The 12,359-nt window shown below is 71.5% G+C and carries 9 protein-coding genes; 4 read left to right on the top strand and 5 right to left on the bottom strand.

Going from position 1 to position 12,359, the window contains the following annotated elements:
- Positions 1-55 precede the first annotated feature (55 nt).
- Genes EG812_RS06120 through EG812_RS06110 form a run of 3 tightly spaced genes read left to right on the top strand, consistent with a single transcriptional unit; the run spans position 56 to position 2,311 of the window.
- On the top strand, positions 56-493 hold the full coding sequence (locus EG812_RS06120) for an ABA4-like family protein (protein ID WP_126711002.1): 438 nt from the start codon (positions 56-58) through the stop codon (positions 491-493).
- Between the two features lie 10 nt (positions 494-503).
- The gene (locus EG812_RS06115; RefSeq protein ID WP_126711001.1) at positions 504-1,688 is read left to right on the top strand and encodes a sensor histidine kinase; all 1,185 of its coding nucleotides are present in this window, start codon (positions 504-506) and stop codon (positions 1,686-1,688) included.
- Positions 1,685-2,311: a response regulator transcription factor gene (locus tag EG812_RS06110; protein ID WP_126711000.1), complete on the top strand. Its 627-nt coding sequence runs from the start codon at positions 1,685-1,687 to the stop codon at positions 2,309-2,311. The genes EG812_RS06115 and EG812_RS06110 overlap by 4 nt, the downstream gene beginning before the upstream one ends.
- A gap of 18 nt (positions 2,312-2,329) precedes the next feature.
- On the opposite strand, the gene EG812_RS06105 is transcribed toward EG812_RS06110, so the two are convergent.
- Together EG812_RS06105 and EG812_RS06100 are read right to left on the bottom strand one after the other, a co-directional pair.
- Positions 2,330-2,827 (bottom strand): hypothetical protein, encoded by a 498-nt coding sequence (locus EG812_RS06105; protein ID WP_199743812.1) that lies wholly within the window; start codon positions 2,825-2,827, stop codon positions 2,330-2,332.
- Positions 2,817-4,619, bottom strand: a complete 1,803-nt coding sequence (locus EG812_RS06100) for a RyR domain-containing protein (protein WP_126710999.1) — start codon at positions 4,617-4,619, stop codon at positions 2,817-2,819. The genes EG812_RS06105 and EG812_RS06100 overlap by 11 nt, the downstream gene beginning before the upstream one ends.
- Before the next feature lie 314 nt (positions 4,620-4,933).
- Between EG812_RS06100 and EG812_RS06095 the strand changes: the two genes are divergently transcribed.
- On the top strand, positions 4,934-7,105 hold the full coding sequence (locus EG812_RS06095; RefSeq protein WP_013734028.1) for an ATP-binding protein: 2,172 nt from the start codon (positions 4,934-4,936) through the stop codon (positions 7,103-7,105).
- 49 nt (positions 7,106-7,154) lie between these two features.
- Here the strand turns inward: EG812_RS06095 and EG812_RS06090 are convergent, their stop codons facing one another.
- From EG812_RS06090 to fxsA, 3 genes are read right to left on the bottom strand one after another with little or no spacing between them, the layout of a single operon-like run.
- Positions 7,155-8,144 carry a hypothetical protein gene (locus EG812_RS06090; protein WP_013734029.1) on the bottom strand — a complete coding sequence of 330 codons (990 nt, stop codon included), beginning with the start codon at positions 8,142-8,144 and terminating at the stop codon, positions 7,155-7,157.
- A gap of 11 nt (positions 8,145-8,155) precedes the next feature.
- Positions 8,156-12,010, bottom strand: coding sequence for an FxSxx-COOH system tetratricopeptide repeat protein (gene fxsT, locus EG812_RS06085; protein WP_126710997.1), 3,855 nt, complete (start codon positions 12,008-12,010; stop codon positions 8,156-8,158).
- On the bottom strand, positions 11,997-12,179 hold the full coding sequence (fxsA, locus tag EG812_RS06080; protein WP_126710996.1) for an FxSxx-COOH cyclophane-containing RiPP peptide: 183 nt from the start codon (positions 12,177-12,179) through the stop codon (positions 11,997-11,999). Before fxsA ends, fxsT begins: the two co-directional genes overlap by 14 nt.
- Positions 12,180-12,359 lie beyond the last annotated feature (180 nt).

Genomic DNA, 12,359 nt, shown 5'->3' with positions numbered 1-12,359 from the left:
GCAGCATCAGGTGCGGCGGGCGCCGGGAAGGCGTCTGGGAGGAAGGGGCGCAGACATGACCGAGGTGCTGTTCACGCTGACGTTCGCGGTGGCCGCGCCGTTCTGGGCGTTGATGATCCTGGCACCGAAGTGGTCGGTGACCGCCCGGGTCATCGCCTCGCCGTGGATCGTGCTTCCCGGCCTGGTGATCTACGCGGTGCTGGTGCTGCCCGCGCTCGGCGAGGTGCTGCCGGCGGTGGCGTCGCCGTCCCTGGACGGGGTACGCGACCTGCTGGGTGAGGCGGACGGCGCGGCGGCGGGCTGGGCGCACATGATCGTTTTCGATCTGTTCGTCGGTCGGTGGGCGTGGCTGGACAGTCGGGAGCGTCGGGTGCCGTCGCTGGTGATGGCGCCGGTGCTGCTGTTGACGATCCTGCTCGGGCCGCTCGGCCTGGCCGCCTACCTGATCATCCGGGGCAGGTGGACGCCGCGCCCGGCCGGCGCGGAGGGCTAGGGTGACCCGCGTGGGGTGGGTGGGACGGCTGTTCGACGCGCGGGACAGCTTCGCGCGGATGGTCCTGCTCGATCTCGCGGGCCTCGGCTACCTGATCTTCGGTCCGCTGGGTGGCGACCGACCGGGGGTCACCCAGTGGGTCCTCGCGGTGATCGCGTTCTCCCTCGGCCTGGTGTTGCACCGCCGGCCCCTGGTCAACCTGGTGGTGCAGACCGCGCTGCTGGCCGTGGCGATCCCACTGCTCGACGACATCACGATCAACCAGGTCGGGGCCAGTTGGGCGCTGCTCGAACTGACCATGCGGGCCGAGGCGACCCGTACGATCTGGCTGGCCGCCGCCGGGTTGGCGGCGGTCGCGCTGACCGACTCGATCGGCGAACCACTGCCCCGGTTCCTCGCCGGTGTGGTCGGGCTGCTGCTGGAGGTCGGCGTTCCGCTGCTGCTCGGCCTGGTGGTGCGCACGACCCGCGAGTTGACCGCGCAGGCGCAGCAGCGGGCGGCGGAGGAGCAGCGCCGCCGGGAGTCGGAGGCCCGGGCCGCCCGCGCCGACGAACGCAGCGCCATCGCCCGCGAACTGCACGACGTGGTCGCGCATCACGTGGCGTCGATGGTGCTGCGGGTCGGCGTGGCCCGGCACGTCATCACCGACCTGGATCCGCGGGTGGACGCGGTCTTCGGTGACGTGCACGCCACCGGCACCGCGGCCCTGGCCGACCTGCGCCGGCTGGTCGCGGTGCTGCGCGACCCCGATGCGGTACGCGGCGACGCGGCGCTGACCGCGATCGAGCCGTCGGCGCTGCCGGCGGCCCTGGGTGCGGCGGTGGACCGGGCCCGCCAGGCGGGGATCACCGTGGAGGCCGACATCGACCCGGCGATCGGCGCGATCGACGCGGTGCGGGGCCTGGCGGTGCTGCGCCTGACCCAGGAGGCGCTGACCAACGTGGCCCGGCACGCCGGCCCGTCGGCCGTGGCCCGGCTGACCGTGCGGATGCGTGACGGGGCCGTCCACTGGGAGGTGGTGGACGACGGGCGTGGCCCGGTGCCGGCGCCGGTGCCGGCCGGCGGCGGCCACGGCATCCCGGGGATGCGGGAGCGGGTCGAGGTGCTCGGCGGCCGGTTGGCGGCCGGACCGGTCGAGGGTACGGGCTGGCGGGTGCAGACCGTCCTGCCCGCCGCGACGGAAGGGGTGTCATGATCCGGGTCCTGCTCGTCGACGATCAGCATCTCATCCGCGCCGGCCTGCGGATGCTCTGCGAGTCCGCGCCGGACATCGAGGTGGTCGGCGAGGCCGACAACGGCCGCGAGGCGATCTCGCTGGCCACCCGGCTGCGCCCCGACGTGGTGGTGATGGATCTGCGGATGCCGGGGGTGGACGGGATCACCGCGACCAGCCGCATCCTCGCCGACCGGCCCGCCACCCGGGTGCTGGTGTTGACCACGTTCGGCGACGACGACCACCTCTATCCGGCGTTGACCGCCGGTGCCTGCGGTTTCCTGCTCAAGGACGCACCCCCTGCCGACCTGCTCGACGGCATCCGTCGGGCCGCGGCCGGGGACAGTCCGTTCAGCCAGGAGGTGCTGCGGCGGCTGGTGCACCGGGCGGTGCACGCCCGTACCGGGTCGCCGGAGCCGGTCGGTGGGCTCTCTGCCCGCGAACAGGAGGTGCTGAGGTTGGTCGCCCAAGGGCTGTCCAACGCGGAGATCGCCGAGCGGCTCCACATCGGCGTCACCACCGTCAAGACGCACATCACCAGCCTGATGACCAAGACCGGCAGCCCGAACCGGGTACGCCTGGCGCTGTTCGCCCACGGCGTGTGAGCAGCGGCGTGCCGGCCGTCAGGCGCGGCGGGCCTGCGCGGGCCACAGGACGGTGGTGGGGATGCCGCGCTGCCGGGCCGCGTCGACGGTCCGGTCCGTGGCGGCCGCGTGGCAGCCCGGTGAGCCGTCCCAGACCGCGACCAGACACTGCACCCGACTCAACAACTCCTGGTTGGCGGCCAGGTAGGCGGCGGTGCCGGAGTGCTGGTGCCCGGTGTGGATGACTGTGCTGGCCCGCGCCAGCAACTCGTCGAACTCGGCCCGGCGGGCGGCGGTGATCGTGTCCCGGTAGTCGGCGGCGGGCAGGATCACCTCGTACGTGCCGCCGGTGGCCAGGACCACCCGCGCGAAGATCTGGTCGGTGCCGTCGGCCAGGCAGGTGACGCCGTGCACCGGGCGGTCGCTGAGCCGGTGCAGTTCGGCCCGTAGCGCGTCGGCGATCGGCCGGACGCTGCCGGGAGTCAGGTGGATGTGGCCCGCGACGCCGACGCGCAGCGGGCCGTGCTCACCGAGCATCGGCTGCTCCCGGTCGTGGGGCGGGCACCGGGGTGGTCAGCCGGATCAGCTCGAATCCACTGTCGGACAGCACATCCGGCAGGGCCCGGATCTCCTCGCGGTTCTGTTCCTGCACGGCGGGGCTCAACTCGTCCCACGGTCGAAGTTCGGGATGCCGTTGGCGCAGATCGTCACGGGGCTCACCGTACGTCCAGCCTTCCGTGCGCCGTTCCTGGCACCACCGTTCGTGTTCGAGACGCGCCAACTGCTCGACGCGTTCGGCGATGGCCTGCCCGGCGGCCGAGGCGTCGCCGGTGTGTCCGTGCCGGGGCGCGACGACGCAGCCGAGGTTGAGCAGCTTGGCGGCGATGTCCTGCACGTGGCTGCGGTTGGCGCGGCGCAGCGACTCGGGCAGCCGGGACCAGTGCACCATCGCGGGGGCGTCGCCGAGGCGTACGCCGGCTTGCTGCCGGGCGTGCAGGTAGCGTTCGTGGATCTGCTGGGCCAGCCGTTCGGTGAGGTCCTCGGCGATGAGTTCGGCCTCGCAGGCGTGGGTCAGCACCGGGTAGAGGCACAGTTTGCCGTGCACCTCGTCGAGCAGGTCGTGACGGGAGTCGCCGTGGAAGGCGGCGGCCAGCGCGGCCTGCCGGTAGACCGGCACGAAGACGGTGCTGCGGGTGCCCTGCCAGAGCGCGGGAGTGTCGAGTGCGAACTGCAGGCCGCTGTCCTCGTCCGGCAGGCAGATGTAGATGCGGTCGTAGCCACCGGCGGTGAACTGGGCCAGCGCGGTCAGCTCCTCGACCTGCCGGTCGTACGTCGACACCTGGCAGACGGTGCGCAGGAACGGGTAGCGGGCGGCCACGAGCGCGAACTCGGCGCGGGCGTCCGGGGCCACCAGGTCCACCCGCAGCGGCGCGGCGGCCAGGTTCGAGCGGGTGCGCTGGGCCCGCCAGTGCCGGGCCGTCTCCACCAGCAGGGCGCGACGGAAGCTGCCGTTGCCGGCGATGAGGATCGTGGCGGTGCGGTCCCGGGTCGGACGCAGCGGATGGTGGCGGTGCAGCGCGCGGGCGGCGATGTCGTCGACGTGGAAGTAGTCCAGTCGCAGTCGGCTGGAACCGGCGGCACCGAGCCGCCGGGCCTGCAACGACAGGCACATCTCCGGATCGTGGACCTGGACGTAGACCCGGGGCGGGTTGCGCCGGTCCTGGATCAGCCGGCTGGCGGCGTTGGCGATCGCGTGGTTGAGGTCGTCGTCGTGGGTGCAGGCGTAGATGGTGTGGGCCCGGGGCAGACCGGCGCCGCGCAGCACCTCGACGCTTGTGGGGTCGCCGATCACCCCGAGGTAGCGGCGTCGGCGGTATTCCAGCGGCCCGAACGCTTCGGAGCGCACCACGACCACCCGCTCACCGTCGGCGTAGAGCCGGTCGGCGAGCATGTGGGCGAACTGGGAGTCGCCGCAGACCAGGGCGTGGCCGCTGGCCCGGCGGGCCCGCAGCCGGCGGATCTCGGCGGCCAGCAGCAGTCGGGCCGCCTCGGCGACGGCGAGCAGGGTGAACAGCGGGGCGACGAAGCGGGCGACCTGCAACTGCCACGGGTAGGGGCCGGGGTTTTCGAAGGGCTCGGCGCTGAGGACGAACAGTTGCAGCGTGTAGTAGAGCACGTCGTAGGAATCGTGGATGGCGTCCGGGCTTTCCGTGCGCAGCCGGTCGAACCCGATCCCGCCGAGGACCAGGGCGACCACGCCGATGATTCCGAACACGACCCGCAGCCACCAGGCGGAGGGCCGGCCGAAACCGGAGGACGGGTACGTCATCGGAGGGTGCCCTCCTCAGGAGGGCCGTACGTGCCGGAACCGGTGAGGTGGGGCGGCCACGGTCGGCATCCCGACCAGCGGACTGAGCCCATGGGCCAATGGTATTTGACGCAGTCGATCGCCAGAGCGTTCGGCAGACCCGCCGATCGGCTCTTTTTTGCAGGTGAGCCCCTTCTGAGCTCGTTCGAGGGTCCGCCTGGATGGCTACCGAGGGCTACGATTTGAAGACGTTCCGGTGGCGGTGTACGGGGAAATCCGACCTCCGGCGTGGGACTGCCTGGTGCCCAGAGCAGAGCTACCGGAGGATCAGGGCAATGGACGCAATCGAGGATCCGCCGGCGGTCGACCCGGTCAATCCGTTCTCCCCGACGGCAGTGGCCCGAGTGACCGAGGGCGGCGCGCTGGCCACCACCGTGGTCACGGTGGCCATCCGTGACGCCCTCGCACACCTGGACAACTACCTGACCACCGGCAACGGTGGGACGGTGGCGGTGGTGGGTGACTACGGCACCGGCAAGACACACCTCGCGGCCGAGCTGCTGGCCCACGCCCGGCGCGGCACCACCGGGACGGTGCAGGCCGTGTACCTCGACGCGCCCGCCGACACATTCCTGTCGCTGAGCCGACGGTTCCTGGGTCGACTGTCCCGTGAGGCGGTACGCGCCCTGGTCGACGACTACCGAGCGGAGTCGACCGAGGCGCCGACACCAGCCGGTGAGCGTACCCAGGTGCTCGCCGAGCGGCTGCGGGTCGAACTGGCCGAGGTCAGCGCCGATCCCGCCGTCGGCACGGTGCTGGCGATGCTCGTCGATCCGGCCACCGAGGCGGCGGCCTGGGACTGGCTGATGGGTTATCCACCGGGGCCGGCACTGGTCAACGCCGGCGTCACCGCACGGGCGGACGTGGAGTCCGGCGCGGTGGAGACGATGGGGGTGCTGGCGCTGCTGCTCGCGCGCCGACACGACCGTTTCGTCCTGGTGCTGGACGAACTGGACAAGATCCTGTCCACCGCCGGACGGCCGGGCGACGAGACCTCGGCCCGGTTCTCCCGCCTGATCGGCGTCTTCGCCTCGGCGGGCGCGCTGCTGGTGATCGCCGGGCTGCCCGAGTTGCTGCACCTGCTGACCCCGCAGGTGCGCCAGCGGATCGGGCCGATCGTGCGGATGTCCGCGCTCACCGCGCAGGACGTCCGCGACTTCATCCGGCAGAGCCAGCTGCGGGCCTTCGGCCAGGCCAGACTGACACCCTTCACGGTGGAGACCACCGAGTACCTGACCAACCTGACCGACGGGGTGCCGCGTCGACTGATCCGGCTGTGCTACCACCTCTACCAGCGGGCGATGCAGGACGGCACGCAGGTCACCCACCGCATGGTCCGGGAGGCGGTACGGGTCCAGTTCGATCTGGCCAGCCGGCAGGATGTCGCCGCCGACGTACGGCGGGTGCTGACCCAGGAAGGCTGGTCGTACCAACGGGACCACCTGATCGGTTCGCTGCGGGACCTACCGGTCGACTTCTGGGTGCCGCTGGACGAGCAGGGCGCCGGCTGCTGCGTGCTGCTGACCGAGTCGGTGCTCAAGGCCGAGGAGGTCGACGAGCTCAACCGTCGGGTCGTGGCGATCCGGGCGGCCGTGCCGGACAGCGAGGTGATCCTGGTCGTCGTCGGGCATCTGCCGGCGGAGTTCGCCGCCGACCTCACCGAGACGTTCAGTGTGGAGCCGATCGTCCACGATCCGCAGACCTTCGCCGAGGACCTGTCCGGCAGCGTCAAGGCGTCGATGCGTCGGCTGGAGCAGACTCTCGGCGCGGACGCGTTGACCTCGGTACGGCAGCGGGTCGAGCGGATCCAGCGGCAACAGACCAACGCCCAGCGTTCGCTGGAACGGCTGTCGTACCAGCTGGACGAGATCCGGGGCGACCTGCGCCCGGACGCGCGGACGTCGACCCGACGCGACACCGTGTCGTCGACGCACCAGACCGAGACCGGGCTCGCCACTGCCCTGCCGGGCCGGGTGGCCCGGGTCTTCGTCGAGGCGGTGCAGGCGCTGGACCAGCTCACCGGCTTCGAACGCCACCTGCGTGACGCGTTCACCCCGTCCCGACCGGAGCCCGCCCGCCGAACCGGCGAGGCGGCACCGCTGCTGCGCTCGGGCCTGCGTTCGCGGGACGTGCAGCGGGCGCTGGGCACCGCCCTGGTGCTGCGCCGGCTGATCGAGGCGTTCCGCGAAGGCGTCGAGCAGTGGTACGTCAATCACCGTCACGCCCCCCATCCGGCCGACCTGCAACGGCTGGACCGGCTCTGCGAAACCTACGACGGGATTGCCGAATACCTGCCACTGTTCCAACTGGATCTGCTCGACGACCTGGCCCCGCCCGACGGCGGCGCCCAGGCCGAACCGGTCGACCGGTCGCTGAGCTGGTCGGAGGCGCGGTCGATGTTCGACGGGCTCAGCGGCCAGGTTCGCCGACAGGTGATCGACAGCTGACGAGCTGTTCCACCCCGGGTCTGGGGGGCCTCGGACAGCGCGTGAGATGTCAGGGGCGGGCGCGGGAGAGTTGCCCGCCCACCTTCCACATGGCCTGGTCGGCGTGGCTGACCCAGTCCTGGTCGAGACACACCCCGAAGAGGTATTCGTCCGGCGCGAGCAGGTAGTAGTAGACGGCGCCGATCTCCAGGTCGAGCACCAACCGCTCCACCTCGCCCGTGATTGCCCGGCGGAGGTCCCGGCTGACCTGCAGGGCCAGCAGGGACAGGTCCCGCGACAGCCGCTGGTAGCCGGTACGCCGGTCGACCACGGTGGCGCCCCGGTTGAAGAACTGTTCGAGATCCGGGTGCACGAGGATGTCGACCGCCGAGACCTGCTCCCCCAGCCGGTGATGACTGAGATAGTGCAGGCCCGCGGGGCGCAGGGCCCGGGTGAGGATCGCCTCGCTGTCGCCGACCTCGGCCAGGTAGGGCGTGATGTCGCCGTCCGAGGACGACGGGTCGTACGTCTCGGTCTGCCAGCCGCCGGGATTCTGTGACGGCTGTCGGACCAGACCGCGCAGGTCGGTGGCGAGTTTCGCAGCCCCCTGGTCGGTCTGACTGGCCGCCGCCGGGTCGACGACGGAGTCGGTGGCCGCGGCGGTGCGCGCGAAACCCACCACGTGTTCCCCGCCGACCGTGGTGTTGCAGAAGACGTAGTCGACCCGGGTCTGCGCGGCCAACCGCACCAGCCCACCATGCTGTAGGTGCCAAACCCGGCGGCTGAGTTCGGCGGCCCGGTAGGCCAACTGGGCGCCCACCCGGCGGTACGCCTCACGGCGCTGGGTCGGGTCGGTGTCGGGTCGACCGGCCGGTGCCGAGTCGTGGGCCAGCAGGTCCAGCGAGAAGTCGAGCACGCCGCCGGTGTAGTGCGCGATGTGGTAGACCGCCGGGTCGTCGAGAAGCAACTGCCGGCACAGGTTCCGCTTCTTCCGGAACCCCGGCACGTCCTGCTCGGCGGAGTCCTCCACCACCGCATCGATCAGCTGCGGGTCGCTCACCTGGTCACTCCTCAGCTTCTCGGCACGTCGATGTCCGTGTCGGTCAACGCCGCCACACCGCCGTCGTCCGTGCCGTCGCGCCGGGCGACGATCGCAGCGAGGTTGGCGGCGGCGTCGCCGGTGCAGGGGTGCCGCCGACCGAGGAAACGCAGACTGGTCAGGTGCGTCTCCTGCTGCAGACGTACGGCGTCGGCCAGGTCACCGCGGGCGGCCAGGTGACCGGCCTGGGCCGTCGCCGCGGTCAGCGTCCACGGGTGGGCGTCGCCGAGCCGGGCCCGCAGGGTGCGCATGCCCCGCTCCCCGTCACGGATGGCGTGGTCGTACTCGCCGGTGCCCCGGTGGCAGATGCCGAGGTTGACCGAGCAGACCGCGGTGAACGGGTGGCCGGTCTCCAGCGTCCGCTCGTAGCCCCGCAGGCAGCGCATGGCATGTTCGACGGCGGCGCCGGCGTCTCCGGCCCGGTAGTAGTCGACGGCCATGCTGAGCAGGCTGGACCGAGTCAGCGGATGATCTTCCCCGAAGCGGTCCCGGTAGCCACGGAAGGTCTCGATGCTGCGCTTCTTCGCGGCGAGGGTCAGCCCCAGACGGCGCTCGGTGACCGCGAGGCTGCGGTTGACCTGCAGTTCGTCAAGTTGGGAGGCCGACCGCAGCTCGTGCACCCGTTCCAGGGTGCCCCGCAGGGTGGTCAGCGACAGCTCGTACTCGCCGACCTCCCGCTCCAGGGTGCCGACCAGGCATGCCGCCCGCCAGGTCGCCGGCTCGTCCGGGCCGAACAGGCTCATCCACCTGTCGAACAGTTGGTGCGCCAGGCGCAGTGCTTCCCGAGCGTCGCCGGTCAGCTGGAAGGAGATGGCGAGGTTGTTGATCGCCATCCGGGTGTTCGGATGGTCGCCGCCGAGCACTTCGTGGTAGCCGGCGAGGGTGGCCTGGTCTTCCACCAGGGCGTCCTCGAATCGGCCGAGGCCACGCAGGTCACCGCCCCTGCCCCGGCCCGCGATGAGGGTCCGGAAGTGCCGCAGCCCGTAGCGGCGGCGCTGCTCGCTGAGCACCTGCTCGTCGAGGCGCAGCGCCTCCTGCGGCCGGCCCAGCACCCGGTGCAGGTTCGCGGTCTGCACGAACAGGCGCATGGTGAGCTGGTCGAAGTCGCCGCCGGCCGCCCACCGGTCACAGGCCTGCTGCGCCAGGCGCACCGCGGACTGCCAGGCGTCGCTGTCGCCGAAGTAGAACAGGTAACGGACCTGTTTGACCACCCAGTGCCGTACCCGGGCGTCGTCGGCGGTCAATGCCCCGGATGGCACGAGATGACGCTGCAGTTCCTCGAAGATCGGCAGGTAGCGGCGGTCGTCGGCCTCCGGGTCGGACGGCGCGTAACCGGCCAGGCCGTGCAGGACCTGACGGTGTCGTTCGCGCCGCTGCGGCTCGGGTATCGACTCGCGGATCAGGAACTGGATGGCCCGGTGCATCCGCAGCGCCGCACCCCGTCCCCAGTCGATGTCGAACAGGGCGAAGCGCGCGCCCACGGCCAGCACCAGGTCGATCTCTCCGGCGGCGAGCAGCAACTCTTCCGGATCGGTCTCGGCTGCCGCGGCGAGTTGTACCAGCATCGGCGTCGAGCGCAGCAGTGGTAGGCCGATGCCTTCCGGGGAGAGGAACGCGGCGATCTCGGCCACCCGGATGGCCAACGCCCCGAACTCGGTGTCCCGCAGGGTGGCCAGGGTGTTGTCCAGCACCCGGGCGACCGTGGAGGTACGCGATCCGGGGATGCGTTCGGTCGGTTCCTCCACGCCCGGTTGGCGCAGGCTGGACAGCAGTTCCTCAACGGATCGGCTGACCGCCACCAGGTTGGGCACGCCCTCGCGTTCCAGTATCCGGGTGCGCTCCCGGATCCAGGCGGTGGCCAGCCGCAGGGCCAACGGCAGGTGGTCGACCGCAGCGGCGATGGACCGGGCGTCGGCAGAGCTGATGCCGAGCATGCGGCGCAGCATGGTGACGCTCTCGTCGCCGCTGAACGCCGCCACTTCCAGCGGGGAGGGCAGGTTCGAGGAGCCGTCGTCGCGGGAGGTGAACAGGATGTGCCCGGTACCGGGGCGGGGCAGCAGGCCGGCCAGCACCTCGGCGTCGTCGGCGTTGTCGTAGATCAACAGCCAGCGGGCGATGGTGCTCCTCGGCTCCGACAGGGCGGCCACGGCCGCCTCCGCCGCACCGACGCTGTCCACCACGTTGATCTCCTGAGCCAGCTCGCCCAGGGCCGTCTGCACCGTCTCCCGGTCCTGGGCCGGTATCCACCAGACCACGTCGTAGTCGTAGGCGAAGCGGTGGGCGAACTCCCGGGCGATCTCGCTCTTGCCGACGCCGGCCCCGCCGCTGAGGGTCACCGGCCCACCACCGTCGGTCAGCTGGTCGCGCAGTCGTTCCAGGTAATCGCTGCGGCCGACGAAGGACCCGTTGCGGGTCGGCAGATTCGAGCGCAGACGACGTTCCGTCTCGGCCGGGTAGCGCGGGGCCGAGCGCAGGTCGCCGGGGGGTTGGGTGGGTGCGATGAGACCCAACTGGCTCAGCAGCAGAGGCTGGGCGCGGGCGGCGTCGACCTCGCGCAGGTCGATGATCCGGCTGGGATCCAGTTGGTTCGGTGGCTGACCCTCGGTCAGTACCCCGAACACCTCGATGTCGGTGCCGGGTGCGGCCGTCAGGCCGGCACCGAGCGCTTTGACCACCCCTGGGGAGAGCAGGGCCAGCACGGTGGCGTCCGCCTCGAACGTCGGCGCGGCGCCACCACGCAGGGCGTGCGGGTGAACGTGGACGTCGGCCCGCTGCAGCTGCCCGGCGATCCAGTCGGCGTACGGCCGCTCGGGCGGCTCGTACAGTACGTGGATCTCGTCCGCGCTCTCCGCCCGTTCCAGCAACACACCCCGGCGGTAGCGGCGGCGGATCCGGTCGGGCACCTCGGCCACCCGGGTCACCGCGCCACCGCTGATCCAGGAGGCCATCTGTTCGTACGCCGACAGCAGGCTGCTCTGCTCGCCGGGGCTGTCGGCCAGCACGGCCAGCACGTCGTCGTAGGTGTCGTAGGTCGGCTCGGGCACCTCCACGATCTCGACGGAGGAGTTCGGTGCGTTGGCCGACTCGTCGAGCAGCTTCGCGAACGCCTTGCGGGCCGAGTCGCGGGCCTCGCCGTACCACGGTTGACTGACGTCGCGCAGGGTGGGCGCGGCGAGGATGCGGATGCCGCCGGTGGCCTGCCGTTGCAACTGGTCGGCGAGGTCGGCGGCCTGCTGCAGGGCGGGACGGCGGGGCGGAATCGAGACCACCGCGACGTCGCTGAGCATGGCGGCGTAGCTGACCCCCGGCATGGTGAGATCCACCGGGGTGTCGATCAGGACGTAGTCGTAGCCGGCCTGCCGCAGCAGCAGCCGGGCCCGTACCGGGTCGACCTTGGGCAGGCCGTCGACCTCCAGACTCACCCCGACCAGGGCGAAACTGAAGCTCGTGCCGGGAATGGCGTACCGGTAGAGGACCCCCTGCTCCGGTGCGGTCGGCCCGCTCAGCGCCGAGGTGCGGTGGGCCGGCGCGTCCGGGTGCGGGCTGGTCAACGCGGCCAGCTCCGCGCCGAGCACCCCGGCGCTGCCGAGGGCGTCGATCCGGAAGGAACGCAGGTAGTCGTAGACCCGGGGGGTCTTGGTGCACCAGTCGACCGCGAGGACCCGCTTGCCGTTCGAGGCCAGGATCCAGGCGATGTTGGCCACCGCGCTGCTGCGCCCGGAGTTGCCGCTGGTGGGCGACACGAAGGACACGATGGTGCAGTGGGCGACCGGCTCCCCCGCGCCCACGGCGGCGGTCGGGCCGCCCTGTTGCTCAGTCGTCGTCATCGATCGCACTGTTCCAGCCTGCGTACTGGTCGCCGGCGGCGGCGCTGCGGCGTTGCAGGCGATGCAGCGCGGCCAGCAGCACCTGAGAGGGCATGCCCTCCAGCGCGGCCAGGTCCACTTCGGTGAGATCGATCAGATCGGAGCGCAACACGTCCTCCCCGGTGTCCAACCCGATCACCGCCTGTCTGCGTATCGCACAATGATCGTGTCGCCTCGAAGCCGGACATAGATCGTTGGCCAGATCCGCTGCGTACGCCCATGATAACGGTACGGCGTCGAGACCAGGGGTGACCGCTGCGCCACCCGAGGCCGGCGGCGGACCGTCTCGGACGACATCCTTCACTGTCTG

This window comes from Verrucosispora sp. FIM060022, assembly GCF_003977705.1.
Lineage (GTDB): Bacteria > Actinomycetota > Actinomycetes > Mycobacteriales > Micromonosporaceae > Micromonospora > Micromonospora gifhornensis.
This window is presented reverse-complemented; position numbering and strand designations above follow the sequence as displayed.

Bases quoted from the DNA above. Each gene is read 5' to 3' on its own strand.
- EG812_RS06120 (WP_126711002.1), top strand. From the start codon at position 56: ATGACCGAGGTGCTGTTCACGCTGACGTTCGCGGTGGCCGCGCCGTTC.
- fxsT (WP_126710997.1), bottom strand. From the start codon at position 12,010: ATGACGACGACTGAGCAACAGGGCGGCCCGACCGCCGCCGTGGGCGCG.
- EG812_RS06105 (WP_199743812.1), bottom strand. From the start codon at position 2,827: ATGCTCGGTGAGCACGGCCCGCTGCGCGTCGGCGTCGCGGGCCACATC.
- EG812_RS06095 (WP_013734028.1), top strand. From the start codon at position 4,934: ATGGACGCAATCGAGGATCCGCCGGCGGTCGACCCGGTCAATCCGTTC.
- EG812_RS06110 (WP_126711000.1), top strand. From the start codon at position 1,685: ATGATCCGGGTCCTGCTCGTCGACGATCAGCATCTCATCCGCGCCGGC.
- EG812_RS06100 (WP_126710999.1), bottom strand. From the start codon at position 4,619: ATGACGTACCCGTCCTCCGGTTTCGGCCGGCCCTCCGCCTGGTGGCTG.